This window comes from Sanguibacter sp. Leaf3 (genome assembly GCF_001425965.1).
Classification (GTDB): domain Bacteria; phylum Actinomycetota; class Actinomycetes; order Actinomycetales; family Cellulomonadaceae; genus Sanguibacter; species Sanguibacter inulinus.
In genome coordinates, this window is sequence record NZ_LMRH01000001.1 from 1,276,242 (window position 1) to 1,293,575 (window position 17,334).

16 protein-coding genes are annotated in these 17,334 nt (G+C 71.8%); 12 read left to right on the top strand and 4 right to left on the bottom strand.

The annotated features are described in order from the left end of the window. The first annotated feature begins 6 nt into the window (after positions 1-6). The 4 genes from ASG53_RS05470 (at position 7) to ASG53_RS05485 (ending at position 5,502) form a co-directional block, all read left to right on the top strand. Positions 7-2,439 (top strand): VanW family protein, encoded by a 2,433-nt coding sequence (locus ASG53_RS05470; protein WP_056129479.1) that lies wholly within the window; start codon positions 7-9, stop codon positions 2,437-2,439. A 119-nt stretch (positions 2,440-2,558) separates the two neighbouring features. Continuing rightward, positions 2,559-3,425: a hypothetical protein gene (locus tag ASG53_RS05475; protein ID WP_056129481.1), complete on the top strand. Its 867-nt coding sequence runs from the start codon at positions 2,559-2,561 to the stop codon at positions 3,423-3,425. Beyond that, positions 3,422-4,519, top strand: coding sequence for a prephenate dehydratase (locus ASG53_RS05480; protein ID WP_235533840.1), 1,098 nt, complete (start codon positions 3,422-3,424; stop codon positions 4,517-4,519). The genes ASG53_RS05475 and ASG53_RS05480 overlap by 4 nt, the downstream gene beginning before the upstream one ends. After that, positions 4,516-5,502: a prephenate dehydrogenase gene (locus tag ASG53_RS05485; RefSeq protein WP_056129483.1), complete on the top strand. Its 987-nt coding sequence runs from the start codon at positions 4,516-4,518 to the stop codon at positions 5,500-5,502. The genes ASG53_RS05480 and ASG53_RS05485 overlap by 4 nt, the downstream gene beginning before the upstream one ends. 67 nt (positions 5,503-5,569) lie before the next feature. Here the strand turns inward: ASG53_RS05485 and ASG53_RS20280 are convergent, their stop codons facing one another. Next, positions 5,570-6,061, bottom strand: coding sequence for a putative acetyltransferase (locus tag ASG53_RS20280; RefSeq protein WP_056129484.1), 492 nt, complete (start codon positions 6,059-6,061; stop codon positions 5,570-5,572). Between the two features lie 119 nt (positions 6,062-6,180). Here ASG53_RS20280 and fdxA point away from each other — a divergent pair, with 119 nt between their 5' ends. The 3 genes from fdxA (at position 6,181) to ASG53_RS05505 (ending at position 9,253) form a co-directional block, all read left to right on the top strand. Beyond that, entirely contained in the window at positions 6,181-6,498 is a 318-nt protein-coding gene (gene fdxA, locus ASG53_RS05495) for a ferredoxin (protein WP_056129490.1), read from the top strand. Between the two features lie 9 nt (positions 6,499-6,507). After that, positions 6,508-7,644 (top strand): succinyldiaminopimelate transaminase, encoded by a 1,137-nt coding sequence (gene dapC / locus ASG53_RS05500; protein ID WP_056129495.1) that lies wholly within the window; start codon positions 6,508-6,510, stop codon positions 7,642-7,644. Between the two features lie 310 nt (positions 7,645-7,954). Then, positions 7,955-9,253 carry a citrate synthase gene (locus tag ASG53_RS05505; RefSeq protein WP_056129497.1) on the top strand — a complete coding sequence of 433 codons (1,299 nt, stop codon included), beginning with the start codon at positions 7,955-7,957 and terminating at the stop codon, positions 9,251-9,253. A gap of 84 nt (positions 9,254-9,337) precedes the next feature. Here ASG53_RS05505 and ASG53_RS05510 read toward each other — a convergent pair whose 3' ends face one another. Both ASG53_RS05510 and dapD read right to left on the bottom strand, forming a co-directional pair. Then, a complete protein-coding gene (locus ASG53_RS05510) occupies positions 9,338-10,231 on the bottom strand; it encodes a hypothetical protein (protein WP_235533841.1) in 894 nt (297 codons plus the stop codon). A 78-nt stretch (positions 10,232-10,309) separates the two neighbouring features. Next, complete coding sequence (gene dapD, locus ASG53_RS05515; protein WP_056129505.1) at positions 10,310-11,269, bottom strand: 2,3,4,5-tetrahydropyridine-2,6-dicarboxylate N-succinyltransferase; 960 nt, start codon at positions 11,267-11,269, stop codon at positions 10,310-10,312. A gap of 205 nt (positions 11,270-11,474) precedes the next feature. On the opposite strand from dapD, the gene dapE reads away from it, so the two are divergent. The 5 genes from dapE (at position 11,475) to ASG53_RS05535 (ending at position 16,402) form a co-directional block, all read left to right on the top strand. Continuing rightward, on the top strand, positions 11,475-12,587 hold the full coding sequence (gene dapE / locus ASG53_RS05520; RefSeq protein WP_056129508.1) for a succinyl-diaminopimelate desuccinylase: 1,113 nt from the start codon (positions 11,475-11,477) through the stop codon (positions 12,585-12,587). Between the two features lie 125 nt (positions 12,588-12,712). After that, entirely contained in the window at positions 12,713-13,555 is an 843-nt protein-coding gene (locus ASG53_RS05525; protein ID WP_056129512.1) for a TIGR00730 family Rossman fold protein, read from the top strand. Beyond that, positions 13,552-14,484: a dihydropteroate synthase gene (gene folP / locus ASG53_RS05530; protein WP_056129514.1), complete on the top strand. Its 933-nt coding sequence runs from the start codon at positions 13,552-13,554 to the stop codon at positions 14,482-14,484. Before ASG53_RS05525 ends, folP begins: the two co-directional genes overlap by 4 nt. A 163-nt stretch (positions 14,485-14,647) precedes the next feature. Further along, positions 14,648-14,815, top strand: coding sequence for a DUF3117 domain-containing protein (locus ASG53_RS19420; protein WP_082543807.1), 168 nt, complete (start codon positions 14,648-14,650; stop codon positions 14,813-14,815). Positions 14,816-14,878: 63 nt separating this feature from the next. Beyond that, the gene (locus ASG53_RS05535) at positions 14,879-16,402 is read left to right on the top strand and encodes a leucyl aminopeptidase family protein (protein ID WP_235533842.1); all 1,524 of its coding nucleotides are present in this window, start codon (positions 14,879-14,881) and stop codon (positions 16,400-16,402) included. A gap of 172 nt (positions 16,403-16,574) precedes the next feature. Here ASG53_RS05535 and ASG53_RS05540 read toward each other — a convergent pair whose 3' ends face one another. Further along, positions 16,575-17,219: an O-methyltransferase gene (locus ASG53_RS05540; RefSeq protein WP_056129521.1), complete on the bottom strand. Its 645-nt coding sequence runs from the start codon at positions 17,217-17,219 to the stop codon at positions 16,575-16,577. Positions 17,220-17,334 lie beyond the last annotated feature (115 nt).

The window sequence follows — 17,334 nt, forward strand, 5'->3', positions numbered from 1 at the left end:
AGCGTCATGAGCAGCAGTCCCGACGGCACGGACACCACGTCCGGACCGCCGACAGGTCCTGTCCCGGAGCCGACCGAGGGGACCGGCCCAGCCGTCCCTCGCGACGACGCAGAGGCTGAGACGACGCCCGAGGCGACCGAGAGCAGCGAGAGCACGCTCCCGGCGTACCCGGTGCTCGACCGCCCCCCTGTCGAGGACGCGTCGGCGGCCGAGAGCGAGCCGTCGACCGAGAGCGAGCCGACGACAGAGCGCGAGCCGTCCGACCCCGCGACGTTCGCTGCTGCGACGCCGCCCTCTGCGGCTGACGAGGCGACCGACGACGCGTCTCACGGCGCCGCGCCTGACGGCGACGAGGCAGATCTTGACGAGGCAGACCTCGACGACTCAGACCTCGACGACTCAGACCTCGACGACTCAGACCTCGACGACTCAGACCTCGACGACTCAGACCTCGACGACTCAGACCTCGACGACGACGACACCGTGGTCGTCCGTTCAGGGGACCGGACCGAGGTCTTCCCGGCGGTCCAGGCGACTGTGCCCGTCGCGACCGCAGCGGCGACCGACCCTGAACCCGCGCAGTCGACAGCCGCCGAGCCTGCAGGATCCCCCGCCAGCGCAGCAGCAACCAGCCCGGCGTCCGCCGGCCCGGCTGCGAGCACGTCAGCACAGTCCGCACCCCAGACGTCGACCGACGCCGCGAGCACGTCCGACCCATCGGAGGATTCTGTCCTGAGCGACTTCGACCGCGACGAGAAGTCCCGACGCTGGCCCCGCAACCTCCTCTGGACCGCGTGCGGCGTGCTCGTGCTCGCCGGCGCCTACGTCGGTGCGCAGTGGTACTTCGCCGACCGCATCCCGCGCGAGACGACTGTCGCCGGCATCGACATCGGCGGTCTGTCGAACGACGCCGCGATCGAGCGTCTGGAGTCCGAGCTCGGTGGTATCGCCGCCGAGCCCCTCCCGGTGACGGCGGGGGAGTCGACCACCACGGTCGACCCCGCAGCCGCCGGGCTCACCTTCGACGCGCGGGCCACCGTCGAGGGCCTCACAGCCTTCTCGCTGTCGCCGTCCCGGCTGCTCTCGCAGATCTCCGGCGGGGACGCCGTCGAGCCGGTCACGGTGGTCGACGACGCGGCGCTCGACGCCGCTGTCGCCACCATGTCGGCCGACCTCCAGGTCGAGCCGACGAGCGGCACCGTGAGCTTCGTCGACGGTGCAGCCGTCGCGACCGAGGCTGTCGAGGGCAGCGCCGTCGACGCCGAGGCGGCGACCGAGCTGGTCCGCACGTCGTGGTTGACCGCAGCCCGCCCACTCGTCGTGCCGACCGAGGCCGTCGAGCCCGAGATCACCCAGGCCGAGACCGACGAGGCCCTCGCTGTCGCGGAGAAGGTCGCCTCTGCGCCGGTGACCGTCACTGTCGCCGACCAGAGCGCCGAGATCCCCGCCGAGACGGTCGCGGCTGCCGCGTCCATGACTCCAGTCGACGGCACCCTCCAGCTGGCCTTCGACGGCGAGCTCTTGGTGCAGGACGTCGTCGACCGCACCACCGACCTGCTCTCCGACGCCGCCGACGCGAAGTTCGTCTTCGTCGACGGCACCCCGCAGATCGAGGCCGGGCTGCCCGGTACGACGCTCGACCCGGCGGCCCTCGCCGCCGCCGTGCAGACCGCTGCGACCGGTGACGACAGGACAGCACCTGTCGAGCTGGTCGAGAGCGACCCCGCGCAGTCGACCGAGGCCCTCCAGGCCCTGGGCATCAACGAGGTCGTGTCAGAGTTCTCGACCCCGCTGACCAACGAGCCCGTGCGCACCGAGAACCTGCGGATCGCCGCCGAGAAGGTCACCGGCACGCTCGTGCTCCCGGGTGAGGTCTTCGACCTGACCGAGGTCATCGGCCCGATCACGAAGGCCAACGGCTACCAGGAAGCCCACATCATCTCGAACGGGCAGATCGTCGACGGGGTCGGCGGAGGCCTCTCGCAGATGTCCACGACCACGTACAACGCCGGTTTCTACGCGGGCATGGTCGACCTCGAGCACAGGCCGCACAGCTACTGGTTCGACCGCTACCCGGAGGGTCGTGAGTCCACCCTGGCGGTCGGGCAGATCAACATGCGCTGGCGCAACGACTCGCCGCACGGCGTGCTCATGCAGTCGTACATCGCCGGCGGACGCCTGCACGTGGTCGCCTGGAGCACGAAGTACTACACGGTGACCGACAGCACGAGCGCACGCTCCGACGTCGTGGCCGCGACCATCGAGCACAAGTCGGGGGCTGGCTGCCTCCCGCAGAGCCGAGGGAACCCCGGCTTCTCGGTGACGGTCTCCCGCAAGGTCGCCGTCGCCGCGACGGGCGAGGTCGTCATCGACGAGTCCAACTCGTGGCGCTACAAGCCGCAGAACGGCGTCGTCTGCGACGCTCCTCCAGCGGGCTGACAGGCCCCTGCCCGACAGGCTCCACCCCACAGGCTCGGCCGTCGTGACGGTCGCGGCGACAGCGATGTCGGCCGACGACCGTCACGCACGGTCGGCCCGCAACAGGCGAGGAAGAGAACATGCTCGGCAAGAGTGCACGCGAGTCCGGTCCGCACGCGCGACGGGCCGCCACGCTCGGCGGATGGTCTGACGTCGACGCGGAGCTGCTGGACCTCGGGTCGACCACGGCGACGCTGTCGACCGTCGCGAACCTCGAGAACCTCGCAGCAGTCGTGCACCTCGGTCACCCTGCGCAGCCGACCCCCGAGCTCGAGCGGAACCTGCTGTCGAGCGACAGGTCGCTCATGCTCACCGCAGCCGTCGCCGTGCCCTCCGAGTGGGTGTGGGTCGGGCGGACCGCCGACGCGACGGGGGTCGCGATCGTCGACGAGTCCGGCATGCGCGACTGCCGTCACGCGCTCCGCACCATGGGCGTGAGCCCGCACCTCGTCCCGACCACGACGTCGGTCGCGGAGCGCATCCAGCTCGCCGGGGACCACGGGACGCTCGTCGTCGAGCGCTCTGCCATCCCCGCAGGGTTCCAGGAGCTCCCCGGGAGCGCCGGCCTGCAGGCCGTCCCGCTCCTCTGGTACGGCCTGCTCGAGACCCCGGACGCCCCGGTCGTCTTCGACACGCCCGCCCAGGTGTGGTTGGCCTTCGGGCCGCGTGACGACCACCGTGGGTCGCTGCAGCAGTCGCTCGGGGTGTTCGCCGCCGCCGAGATCGACCTGCAGCACCTGCGCAGCCAGCGGTCGCAGGCCGGGCCGCACGTCTTCCTCACGTCCTTCACCTGCGAGAGCTCGGACGTGCTGGCCCACGTGGTCGCCGAGTTCGGTGCCCGGGGCGTGGAGAACCGCGTCCTGGCCGTGCTCACCGGCCAGCAGTTCTTGCCCGGCCCTGACGCGCTCACCCCGGTCTGGTCCGACGTCGAGGTCTCCGCGCCGTGAGCGCGCCGGTGCCCGCTGCGGCGCCGGCACCGGCGCCGACGGTCGGCGGTGGCCCCGTGACGAAGCTCGCCTACCTCGGGCCCGAGGGCAGCTTCACCCACCAGGCAGCGACGGGCTGGTCCTCTGCCGAGACGACCCTCGTCCCGCTCCGGACCGTGCCCGAGGTCTTCGCCGCCGTGGCCTCCGGGGAGGCCAGCCACGGCGTTGTCGCCATCGAGAGCTCGGTCGAGGGCTATGTGGTCCCGTCCCTCGACGCGATCGTCTCCGCGCCGGAGGTCGTCGCGGTCGACGAGGCCTTCGTCTCGATCACCTTCGACGCCTTCGTGCTGCCGGGCAGCGACGCGCCGCCCCAGCAGGCGACGGCGCACCCGCACGGTCTCGCCCAGTGCCAGGGCTTCGTCGACAGTCACGGCCTGCTGCCCGTCCCGGCGTCGTCGAACGCCGCAGCCTGCCGCGACATCCAGCCCGGCCAGGTCGCGCTCGGCCCGCCCCTGTGCGGAGAGCTCTACGGACTCACCACGTGGGAGCAGGGGGTCGAGGACTTTGCGGGCGCTCGCACACGCTTCTTGCTCCTCACCCGTCGTGATGCCCTGTCGCCGTGCCAGGACGAGGTGGCCGCGACCTGGCGGTCGATGCTCGCCGTGACCCCGCACCTGACAGGTCCTGGGGTGCTGGCCCGCATCACGGCGGCCTTCGGCGCGCGCGGGGTGAACCTCTCGAGCCTCATCACGCGCCCTGTCAAGGCTCTCGAGGGACGCTACGTCTTCATCCTCACCGTCGACGCAGCACCGTGGTCTGGTGACCTCCACGAGGTCCTGCGCGGTCTGCTCGACGCCGGGGACTCGGTCAAGACCCTCGGCGTCTTCCCGTCCCGCGGAGAGCTCGACCGCACCGTCGACATCGACAGGGTGCCCGCAGGCAGCGTGCGTTCGGGCTCGACCGCCGCAGAGCTCGACCGAGGACTCCTGTGGGGCGACGAGGGACGTGAGGCCGACCGCGCGGGAGAGCCCCGAGCTGGGGCGTCCCGTGGGGCGGAGCTCCGCGGGGACGAGGCCGTCAGAGAGACCCGCGGTGGAGAGGCCGACGCGTCATGAGCCAGCACGCCCAGCACGTCGCCGTCGTCGGTCTGGGCCTCATCGGCGGCTCTGTCGCGCAGACCCTCGTCGCCGACGGGCGCCGGGTCACGGGCTGGGACCCCGACGCATCGACCCGCGAGCTCGCGGGCGCGGCAGGTGTGGAGGTCGTCGCGACCCTCGAGGAGCTCGCCGCCTCAGGAGCCCCGCTCGTCGTGGTGGCGGTCCCGCTCCGTGCGGTCCGGGCGACTGTCGAGAGGCTCGCCGCGTCGTTGCCCGCCTCGACGGTCCTCACAGACGTGGCGAGCGTCAAGGGCCCGGTCCGCGATGCCGTGCAGGCTGCAGGGCTCGGCGACCGCTACGTCGGTGCCCACCCGATGGCGGGCACCGAGCACAGCGGTTTTGCCGCGGCCGACCCGGATCTGCTCCGCGAGGTCCGCTGGGCGGTCACCCTCGACGAGACGACGAACCTCGACGCGTTCCTCACGGTCGCCGAGATGATCACGGGTCCCTTCGCGAGCGCCGTGCACCCGCTCTCCGACGACGTGCACGACGCGGCCGTGGCGCTCGTCAGCCACGTGCCGCACGTCGTGGCGACCGAGCTCCTCAACCTCGTCGTCGGCTCACCGGTGAGCGAGGTCGCGCAGGGGCTCGCGGCGGGCAGCTTCCGCGACGGCACGCGGGTGGCTCGGACGACCCCGCGCAGGACCCAGGCGATGGTGACTGACAACGCGGGCTGGGTGGCTGCGGCCCTCCGGCTGGCGGCCCGCGACCTCGAGGTGCTGGCTTCTCGGCTCGAGGAGGGCGCTCAGGTCGACGAGTTCTTCGACCGCGCCGACCCGCTCCGTGGCGCGCCAGCGCCAGACCGGTCGACCCGGTCTCTCCAGATCGGCGCCGACGGGTGGCAGACGGACCTCACCGAGCGTGGTCGCCAGGGCGCGCAGGTCCTCGCGGTCGACCCGGCTGCTGCGAGCGTGGAGCTCAGCGAGCCACAGGCCGGCTGACCGACCGGCCCGACGGCGCACGGCCCGCAGGCTGACCCGCCTGCCCGCCTGCCCGCCTGCCTGCCGCTCAGCCCTCGCGGGGCCGGCGGCGCGGAGGTGCCGGTGGCACGATCTTCCCCGTCGCGACGGAGTCGAGCTGGACCTCGACAGTCCCCGTCCGGGTCTCGATCGTCAGTGCCTCGTCGCTGCGGTCCGTGATCGTCCCGAGCACGTCGGTGTAGAGGTGGCTCGATCCCTCGGGGAGCCGGGTGCGGACCATCACTCGGACGCCGGGCTCCCAGCTCTCCCACGGACGCCCGGGCGTGCCGGTCTGCCCAGCCGACCTGCCGGTCTGCCCAGCCGGGCTGCCGCTCTGCGCAGCCGGGCTGCCGCTCAACCCTGCGGGGCTGGGCCTCTGCCCCGCGGGGCCGCCGCGCTGTCCGGTCAGCCCGCCGCCCTGCTCTGTCGGGCCCGCTGACGGGTCCGGCATGTCGACGGTCGGGAGCGCCGCCGCAGTGTCGTCGCTGGCAGGCGCCCCAGGGCCGTGGTCGTCGGGCGTGCGGTGTGTCGGGAAAGTCACAGGACCTCGAGGAGTCGGAGGACGGGCACCGGAGACGGCAGGTGCGGATCTAGGCGATACTAGAACGTCGCTGTCCAGACGCTCCCACGTCTGGACTCGCCCTCGGGAAGGACATCGAAGTGACCTACGTGATCGCGCAGCCCTGTGTCGACGTCAAGGACAAGGCGTGCATCGAAGAGTGCCCCGTGGACTGCATCTACGAAGGCAAACGGTCGCTCTACATCCACCCGGACGAGTGCGTCGACTGCGGTGCCTGCGAGCCCGTGTGCCCAGTCGAGGCCATCTACTACGAAGACGACGTGCCCGACGAGTGGTCGGAGTACTACAAGGCGAACGTCGAGTTCTTCGACGACCTCGGCTCTCCTGGCGGTGCCGCCAAGATGGGCGAGATCGACAAGGACCACCCCGTCATCCTCGCTCTGCCCCCGCAGGCCTGAGGCGCGCCCGTGGGTCTCGCCGACCTCAGCGACCTCCCGTTCCCGTGGGACACCCTGGTCCCGGCCGCGACCCGCGCCAGGTCGCACCCCCGCGGCATCGTCGACCTGTCGGTCGGCACCCCGGTCGACCCGACCCCCGCACTGGTCCAGGACGCCCTCGCTGGCGCGGGTGACGCCCACGGCTACCCGACGACCCACGGCACGCCAGTGCTGCGCGAGGCCGTCTCCGCGTGGTTCGCGCGCCGCCGCGGCGTCGACGGTCTCGACCCTGCCGCCGTGCTGCCGACGATCGGCTCCAAGGAGATCGTCGCGCTGCTCCCGTCCTTGCTCTCGCTCGGCGCAGGTGACGTCGTCGTGCACCCTGCTGCGGCGTACCCGACCTACGACGTCGGGGCGCGCCTGGCGGGTGCCACGGCCCTCGCCACGTCCGACGTCTCCGACTGGGAGGGACGCCACGACGTCCGCCTCGTCTGGGTGAACTCGCCTGGCAACCCGACGGGTGAGGTGCTCTCGGTCGAGGAGCTGGCCCGGGTGGTCCGTGCTGCACGGGCCGTCGGCGCCGTGGTGGTCAGCGACGAGTGCTACGCCGAGCTCGCCTGGGACGAGCCATGGAGCACCGGCGGGGTGCCGAGCATCCTCGACCCTCGGGTCAACGGCGGTTCCCACGAGGGTCTGCTCGCCGCGTACTCGCTCTCCAAGCAGTCCAACCTCGCGGGCTACAGGTCGGCCTTCGTCGCGGGCGACCCGGCTCTCGTCGCCCGCCTGCTCGAGCTCCGCAAGCACATGGGCATGATCGTCCCGGCACCGGTCCAGGCCGCGACCGCCGCAGCTCTCGCCGACGACACCCACGTGGCCGACCAGCGCGAGGTCTACCGTCGCCGCCGCGACGTTCTGCTCCCGGCGCTGCGGTCCTACGGCCTCGAGATCGACGGCTCTCACGCCGGTCTGTACCTCTGGAGCCGTCCCGCCGGTGCCGCGCCTGGCGACCCCGTCGCGTGGCAGACCGTCGACGCCCTGGCAGGTCTGGGGATCCTCGTGGCACCTGGCACCTTCTACGGGTCGGCGGGAGCCGCTCACGTACGGGTGGCTCTCACGGCGACAGACGAGCGCATCGACGAGGCTGCTGCGAGGCTCATCTCCGGTTGACCCGTCTTGGTGTCGATTTGACTCAGTTGTGGTGCAGGCCAGACACTTGCCTGACCGTGCTCTGGTGAAGTCGGAGTCGTCTCATCGACAAGGGTGCTGCACCTCCGGAGTGTGACCTGTCTCACTCTACATATGGGTCTTTGGGCCCTTCACTGATTGGGCACATCCCTCAGGTGCCAGGTACGGTCGCAGTGGGCCAGTGTCGTCCTCACCCAGGTCGACGCCGGCAGTCAGCGGCGCCCTCCGGCGTCGAGCAGGAGGAGCACCGCTCTGCCCGACAGGGTGGCGTCGCGTGCGCAGGAAGGAAGCTATGTCGGACACTCAGACACCTACCGTCACCCTCGACGTCGACGGACGGTCACAGGTGCTGCCGGTCGTCCCGGCGACAGACGGGAACGACGGGATCGTCGTGTCGTCGCTGCTGCGCGAGACAGGCATGGTCACCGTGGACCCCGGGTTCATGAACACCGCCTCGTGCGAGTCGGAGATCACCTACATCGACGGCGACGCGGGGATCCTGCGCTACCGCGGGTACCCGATCGACCAGCTCGCCGAGAAGTCGACCTTCCTCGAGGTCGCCTACCTGCTCATCCACGGAGAGCTCCCGAGCAAGAGCGAGGGCGAGGCCTTCGTCGAGCGCGTGAACCGCCACACGCTCGTGCACGAGGACTTCCGCACCTTCATGGGGACCTTCCCGCGCAACGGGCACCCGATGGCCGTGATGTCCTCGGCGATCAACGCGCTGTCGACGTTCTACCCGGAGTCCCTCGACCCCTTCGACGACGAGACGATCGAGCTCGCGACGGTCCTGCTGCTCGCCAAGTCGCGGACCATCACCTCGTACCTGCACCGCCGCCGCGTCGGCGAGCCGCTGCTGTACCCGGACTACTCGCGCGGCTACGTCGACGACTTCCTCCGCATGACCTTCGCGGTCCCGTACCAGCAGTACGACTCCGACCCCACGGTCGTCGACGCCCTCGACAAGCTGCTCATCCTGCACGCCGACCACGAGCAGAACTGCTCGACGTCGACGGTCCGCATCGTCGGCTCGAGCCACGCGAACCTCTACGCCTCCGTGGCCGCCGGGATCAACGCGCTCTCCGGCCCGCTCCACGGTGGTGCCAACGAGTCGGTCCTCAAGATGCTCCAGTCGATCCAGTCCTCCGACTACGACGTCGACACCTTCATGGCGAAGGTGAAGAACAGGGAGGACGGCGTCCGCCTCATGGGCTTCGGCCACAGGGTCTACAAGAACTACGACCCGCGTGCCGCGATCGTCAAGAAGAGCGCCGACGCCGTGCTCTCGACGCTCGGCAAGCGTGACGAGCTCCTCGACATCGCGCTGCAGCTCGAGGAGATCGCCCTCAACGACGACTACTTCATCGAGCGCAAGCTCTACCCCAACGTCGACTTCTACACGGGCCTGATCTACAAGGCCATGGGTTTCGAGCCGGCGATGTTCACGCCGCTCTTCGCCCTGGGGCGCATGCCCGGCTGGATCGCGCAGTGGCGCGAGATGATGAAGGACCCGCAGACGAAGATCGGCCGTCCGCGCCAGATCTACACGGGTGCGACCGAGCGGCCGTACGTCCCGGTCGACGAGCGCTGACGCCCCCCGAGCACGCGACAGAGCCCGCCCTGCGACGAGCAGGGCGGGCTCTGTCGTGCTCGGGGCCAGGGGGCCCGGGAGGGGTCAGCCGGCCGCGGGCAGCGTCAGCCGCACCTGACCCGCAGGGACAGCGGCGGCCGCGTCGACAGGCGCCCACTCTCGCGTGCTCCTCGACCAGACCTGGTCGGCGACCGCGACGGTCTCGATCCCGGTGGCCGAGGCCGTCGCGACCGACCAGCTGCCGAGGGCCCAGGTCACCACGTCGAGGGGGTCACGCTCGGTGAGCGGTGCGGCCTGGAGCACGATCTGGAGCCCGTCGCCCCGGGTGCTGACCCCTTCGCCGAGGTCTCGGGTCGCGCGGGCCTCGACCGCTGCCAGCGCAGTCTCGACGCTCGTGGGGTTCCCAGCCTCGACGAGCGGGGCGTCAGGCAGCGTGCAGGTGATCCCAGCCGGTGTCTGGCCCCTCAGTGCGGCGGCCCAGGCGCGCGACCTGGGCTCGTGCTGGGCGTAGGCGTCAGGGAAGCCGGACCGCTGGACAGCCTGCGCGGCCTCGGTCACCGGGAGGTCGAGGTACCCCGAGATGGTGTCGAGCCCGTCGTAGAACTTGGTCGCCGAGTAGACGGGGTCCATGATCTGCTCGACCGATCCCCAGCCCTGGGACGGGCGCTGCTGGAACAGCCCGACGGAGTCTCGGTCGCCGTAGTCGATGTTCTCCAGGCGCGACTCCTGCAGCGCTGTGGCCAGCCCGATCGTCGCGGCGCGCGCCGGCATCTGCCTCCGCAGAGACATGCTCGCGATGAGAGCGGCGTTGTCGGCCTGGTCGACCGACATCCGCCAGTCCGAGCCGTCCAGGACCGCGACGCAGCCTTGCCTGTCGGCCACCTGCGGCTGGGTCCTGTCGAGCAGGACGACCACGCCACCGACGGCAAGAGCACCGACGGCGAGCACGGAGACCGTCGTGACGACAGCGCGTCGCACGGAGGCGCGACGCGTCCGCGCCGCACGCTGCGAGCGCGCAGACGTGCGGCGTGACGACGGGACCTGGGGCGGCACGGATCAGTTGGCGTGCAGCGCGGCGTTGAGCTCGATGCCCACGCCGTCACGGGACACCGCCTCGATCGCGCCGGTCAGCGAGTTGCGGCGGAACAGCAGGTTGTCGTGGCCCGAGAGGTCACGGGCCTTGACGACCTGCGGGCCGCCGTCGGCGCCTGTCGTCGTCCCGACGAGGGCGACCTTGCTGCCGGCGGTGAGGTACAGCCCGGACTCGACGACGCAGTCGTCCCCGAGCGCGATGCCCAGACCGGCGTTGGCGCCGAGGAGCGAGCGGCGACCGATCGAGACGACCTCCTTGCCACCACCCGACAGGGTGCCCATGATCGAGGCGCCACCGCCGATGTCGCTGCCGTCACCGACGACCACCCCGGCCGAGATCCGGCCCTCGACCATCGAGGTGCCGAGAGTTCCCGCGTTGAAGTTGACGAAGCCCTCGTGCATCACGGTCGTGCCCGAGGCGAGGTGGGCGCCGAGGCGGACGCGGTCTGCGTCGGCGACGCGGACGCCCGTCGGGACCACGTAGTCGACCATTCGGGGGAACTTGTCGACGCTCAGCACGGTGACGGGCCCGCGGGCGCGCAGGCGTGCCCGGGTGGTGTCGAAGCCCTCGACGGTGCACGGGCCGTGGTTGGTCCAGACGACGTTGGCCAGGACCCCGAAGAGCCCGTCGAGGTTCTGCCCGTGCGGCGCGACGAGCCTGTGGGACAGCAGGTGCAGGCGCAGGTAGGCGTCCGGGGCGTCGGTCGGCGCCTCGTCGAGGTCGATCTCGACGGTGACGAGGACCAGGTCGACGTCGCGGGCCTCGTCGCGCCCGACGAGGGCGGCGAGCTCTGCGGGCTCGGCGGCGTCCTCGGGAGCTGTGCCGAGCGCGGGGCTCGGGTACCAGACGTCGAGGACGACCCCTGCTGTCGTGACGGTGGCCAGGCCGTGGCCCCAGGCGGAGCGTGAGGTCGAAGAAGTCATGGTGCCCAGCCTATGCGTCGGCAGGTGGAGACGGTGTGCAGGATCCGGCCGACGAGACCCGGTGAGGCTCTGATGCTGGCCGGGGGAGCCGAGTCCCGGCACGGAGCCGGAGCCTGGCGACGGGCCGGCGCGGGTCTGCACGGCCCCTGCCCGGCGCGCTAGGGTCGGGCGGGTGAGCCACGAGACCCCGCAGCCCCCAGCCCCCGTGCCCGCCGACAGCGCCCCGGCCCTGCGCCCTGCGCTCGACCTCGGCTCCGGTGTCGTCGAGCTGACCCGCACGATCTGCGACATCCCGTCGGTCAGCGGTGACGAGCGCGCGATCGCCGACGCCGTCGAGCAGGCTCTGCGCGCCTACCCGCACCTCGAGGTGGTCCGCGACGGAGACGCCGTCGTGGCACGCACGCAGCTGGGGCGCGACGAGCGCGTCGTGATCGCCGGCCACCTGGACACGGTGCCGGTCGCCGACAACCTCCCGGTCCGCGTGGTGGGCGAGGGGCTGCACGCCGAGCTCTGGGGACGCGGGACCGTCGACATGAAGGGTGGGGTCGCCGTCCAGCTCGCCCTGGCCGCCGAGCTCGAGGCCCCGACCCGCGACATCACCTGGGTGTTCTACGACCACGAAGAGGTCGACTCGGCCCTCAACGGTCTCGGCAGGATCGCCCGGACCCGCCCCGAGCTGCTCGCCGGTGACTTCGCCGTGCTCTGCGAGCCGACGGCCGCGGGCATCGAGGGCGGGTGCAACGGGACGCTGCGCGTCGAGGTCCGTGTCCCTGGGGAGGCAGCCCACTCTGCCCGCTCCTGGATGGGCACGAACGCGATCCACGGTGCCTCCGAGGTGCTCGCGCGCCTGGCCGCCTACGAGCCCGCCTCGACCGAGGTCGAAGGGCTCGTCTTCCGCGAGGGCATGAACGCCGTCGGCATCCGCGGGGGGATCGCCGGGAACGTGATCCCCGACGAGTGCGTGGTCACCGTCAACTTCCGCTTCGCGCCCTCGCGCAGCCTCGAGGAGGCCGAGCAGCACACCCGCGACCTCTTCGAGGGCTTCCAGGTGACCGTCACCGACGCCGCGGCCGGTGCCCGTCCCGGGCTCGACGCGCCGCTCGCCGTCGACTTCACCGAGGCGGTCCTCGAGGTCACCGGGGGAGCACCAGCCCCCAAGTACGGCTGGACCGACGTCGCCAGGTTCTCGGCCCTCGGTGTCCCGGCGGTCAACTTCGGCCCGGGGGACCCCGTCCTCGCCCACAAGGACGACGAGCACTGCCCGGTCTCGCAGATCCAGCTCTGCTACGAGGCCCTGCGGACCTGGTTGGTGCGCTGACCCCAGGGACCCGGGCCGGGCCCGCGATGCGTTCACGACGTGTCTGCGCGATCGTCACCCGACGCTCATCCGCGGGCAGCGGCGTCACGCCTGGTGAGGCACGCGTCAGCACGTAGGCTCGGAGCATGACTGACGAAGGACTGGCACAGACCGGGAAGGGTTACCGGAAGGGTCCGGTGATCCTGCGGGGCGAGCAGATCCCCGCAGAGACGACAGACCAGCGCCTGCTCGACAGGCAGCACGACACCGAGTGGGTGCACTCCGACCCGTGGCGGGTCATGCGCATCCAGAGCGAGTTCGTCGAGGGCTTCGGTGCCCTCGCCGAGGTCGGCCAGGCCGTCAGCGTCTTCGGCTCGGCACGCACGCCCGTCGACCACCCGGACTACGAGCTCGGCGTCCAGGTGGGCCGCGGGCTCGTCGACCGTGGCTACGCGGTCATCACCGGTGGTGGCCCGGGCATCATGGAGGCCGCCAACAAGGGTGCCCGCGAGGCGGGCGGCCTCTCCGTGGGGCTCGGCATCGAGCTGCCCTTCGAGCAGGGGATGAACGAGTACGTCGACCTCGGTGTGAACTTCCGCTACTTCTTCGCCCGCAAGACGATGTTCGTCAAGTACGCCTCGGGCTTCGTGGTGCTTCCCGGCGGCTTCGGCACGCTCGACGAGATGTTCGAGGCACTCACCCTCGTCCAGACGCACAAGGTGACCGAGTTCCCGATCGTCCTCGTGGGCTCGGACTACTGGTCCGGTCTGTTCGACTGGCTGAGCACAGCTGTCCTGGACCGCGGCATGATCCACGCGAAGGACCTCGCGCTCTTCTCGATCGTCGACGACGCCGACGAGGCCGTGCGGATCGTCTGCGACCGCAACGAAGAGCTCCGGGCCCGTGAGCAGGCAGCTGCCGACGAGGCCGCTGCTGCGGAGTCGAGCGACGAGTCCGCTGACGAGGCCGCGCGCCCGGCGGCGGGGTGACCGGCGCGACGGTCCCGCCGCGCGCCGCGACCCTCGTGCTGCGGGGCCGCGAGGTCGGCGGCGAGGCGGCCGCGATCATGGCCATCGTCAACCGGACGACCGACTCGTTCTACTCCGGCGCCCGGCAGGCTGACGACGTCGACGCCCTGCGGGCCGTCGAGCGTGCGAGCACCGAGGGCGCCCAGATCGTCGACGTCGGCGGGGTGCGGGCCGGCACCGGGCCCGAGGTCACGGTCGAGGAGGAGATCCGCCGCACCGTCCCCTTCGTGGCGCGCGTCCGTGCGGAGTTCCCCGACATGCTCGTCAGCGTCGACACCTGGCGCGCCGAGGTGGCGCGCGAGGCGGTCGGAGCCGGGGCGGACCTCGTCAACGACACCTGGGCCGGGCACGACCCGCACCTGGTGGAGGTCGCCGGGGCGCTCGGCGCCGGGATCGTCTGCTCGCACACCGGCGGGGCCGTCCCGCGGACCGACCCGTTCCAGGTGGCCTACCCGCTGCCGCACGACGCCCCCGACGACGCCGACCCCCGGGACGGCGTCGTCCACGACGTCCTCTCGACGCTCGCGGCCGCCGCGCGGCGGGCCGTGGCCTGCGGTGTGCCCCGCGAGTCTGTGCTCGTCGACCCGACCCACGACTTCGGCAAGAGCACCTGGCACTCCCTGCACCTGCTGCGCAGCACAGGCCGCCTGACAGGGCTGGGATTCCCCGTCCTCATGGCTCTCTCCCGCAAGGACTTCGTGGGGGAGACCCTCGACCTCCCCGCCGAGGAGCGGCTCGAGGGGACCCTCGCCGCGACAGCGCTCGCAGCCTGGATGGGCGCCACGGTGTTCAGGGCCCACGACGTCCGTGCGACCCGCAGGGCTCTCGACATGACGGCCGCGGTCCGCGGCGACCTGCCCCCGGCCCGCGTCGTCCGCGGGCTCGGCTGAGACGCGGGCGCGGCTCCGTAGCAGCCGTCCAGACGGCTCCACCCGCGGTCGACCTGCGTGTCGCGGCGTGGCGTGGGGGCACGAGGGCGCAGGTCACACCCGGCGTGAACTAGAATATGGCTCTGAGACACACGGCGGTATCGACGGAAATGGAGAGCCACCAATGGCTGCGATGAAGCCCCGTACGGGTGACGGCCCCCTCGAGGTCACGAAAGAAGGCCGCGGGATCGTCATGCGCGTGCCTCTCGAAGGCGGAGGCCGCCTCGTGGTCGAGCTCAACGCCGTCGAGGCGAGCGAGCTGGGCGAGGCCCTGAAGGCAGTAGTGGGCTGACTCTTGGCTCCTCGCTCTACGTTCTCTGCTGCGTCCCTGGCCCGTGAGGGCGTCGGACGAGCAGTGCCTGAGGTCGTCCTCGCCGAGGGGACCCTCACGAGCTGCACCTTCCTCGACGACGTCGAGGCCGTAGCCGTCGCCGTCGGCTCACCTGTCGACGGCGACGACGAGCTCCAGCCGCGCGCCGGCACGGTCGACGCCTCCCTGCTCTACGGCATCGACCTTGCCGAGCTGGCCGAGCGCGCCGCGTTCTCCGGTGCTGCCGGCACGACCCACACCATCGACCTGCCACGGGTCCACGTCGGCTCCGCCGCGTCGCTCCCGTGGGCCGGTCTCCCGCACCGCATCGTGTTCGTCGGGGTGGGCCGCGAGACGACGAGCGACCTCCGGCGCGCCGGCGCGGCGCTGGCCCGGGCTGCCCGGGGACTCGGTCGTGTCCTCACGCCGCTCGCCGCGACGCCTCACGGGTCCGCGACCCGTGCCTTCGTCGAGGGGTATCTCCTCGGTGCGTACGTGCCCGTCAAGCTCTCGGCCGAGGCACCGGCTGACGGGCCGGCGCGCGAGCTCGTGCTCATCGGGGACGGCGACCAGTCGGCCCTCGACAGCGCCGTCCAGAGCGCCTGGGCCACCTGGTTGGTCCGGGACCTCGCGACGGTCCCCTCCAACATCAAGTCACCGGAGTGGTTCGCCGACCGCGCGGTCGACCTGGCGACCGCCGAGGGACTCACCACGACGGTCCTCGACGTCCCGGCTCTCGAGGCGCAGGGCTTCGGCGGGATCCTCGCCGTCGGCCGCGGCTCGTCGCGCCCGCCCCGCCTCGTGACCGTCACCTATGCCCCTGTCGACGGCGGCAGCGGTCAGCACGTGGTCGTGGTCGGCAAGGGCATCACCTACGACACCGGTGGTCTGTCCATCAAGCCGCGCGAGGCGATGGTCCCCATGAAGACCGACATGGCCGGGGCGGCCGTCGCTCTCGCCGCCGTGCTGGGAGCCTCGCGCTCGGGCAGCCCTCACTCTGTGACAGCCGTCCTGCCGCTCGCCGAGAACCACGTCGGGGCTGGCTCGTACAGGCCTGGTGACGTGCTCCGGCTCTTCGGCGGCACGACTGTCGAGATCGCGAACACCGATGCCGAGGGGCGTCTGGTTCTCGCCGACGCTCTCGCCTTCGCCGACGCGACCCTCGACCCTGACGTCCTGGTCGACGTCGCGACACTGACAGGTGCGGCGAGCGTCGGGCTGGGGCGCGGTCACGCAGCCCTCTTCAGCGCCGACGACGCTCTCGTCGCAGCGCTCGAGGCTGCGGGTCGCGAGACCGGGGAGCCCGTCTGGCACATGCCGCTCGTCGAGGACTACGCACCCGCTGTCGCCTCGACCGTCGCCGACCTCCGCCACGTCCCGGCCGACCCTCCGGGCGGGGGAGCGGTCACCGCAGCGCTGTTCTTGCGCTCCTTCGTCGGGGAGTGTCGCTGGGTGCACCTGGACATCGCGGGCCCCTCGCGGGCTGCTGCCCGCAAGCACGAGGTCTCGGCCGGAGCCACGGGGTACGGCGCCCGCCTCGTGCTGCGGCTGCTCGAGACCCTGGACTGACGGGCTGGCACCCCGGCATCCCGGCTCACCAGCCCTGCGGATGCAGGATCCCCGCAGCGCAAGAGCGCCCCTGCCGAGCTCGGCGGGGGCGCTCTTGGTCGTCCTGAGGTGAGGTCGTCTGAGGTCCGGGTCGTCTCAGACCAGGGCCGTCCTAGATCGGGGTCGCCTCAGGTCAGGCTCTCGTCGACCGCTTCACGGAGACGAGCAGCCCGTCGCCGACGGGCAGCAGCGTCGAGAGCATGTGCTCGTCGTCCCGGACCGCTCGGCCCACGTCGCGGATCGCCGTGGTGACCTCGTCCCGTCGGGCGGGGTCGGCCACGCTGCCGCCCCAGAGGGCGTTGTCGACCACGAGCATCCCGCCCTTGCGCAGCAACCGCCGGGCCTGCTCGACGTACAGCGCGCAGCTGGTCTCGGCGGCGCTGACCAGCACGAGGTCGTAGGCGCCGTCGGTCAGGCGCGGCAGGACGTCCAGCGCGCGACCAGAGATCGCCCGGGCGCGGGTGGCCCGGATCCCGGCCTCGGCGAAGGCGGCCTTCGCCGCTCTCTGGTGCTCGACCTCCACGTCGATCGTGGTGAGGACACCGTCGGGGAGCATCCCGCGGAGCAGCGCGAGGCTCGCGACACCCGTGCCGGTCCCGACCTCGACGGCCGAGCGCGCGCCGAGAGCGGCCGCCAGGACGGTGAGGGTCGCGCACGAGCCCGGGAGCATGCTGTGGCACCCGAGCTGGGCTGCGCGTCCACGGGCGCGCAGCAGGACCTCGTCCTCAGCGACGAAGTCCTCGGCGTAGGCCCAGCTCTGAGCTCGGTCGGCGGAGATGATGCCTCCAGGGTTGTCGTGGCCGGTGGTGTGACGTCTCAGATCGTACCGTCGAGACAGGACGCCGTGCCGTGAGCGCGCCGTCTCCTGTGCGAAGCAGGTGAAGGTTCATGCA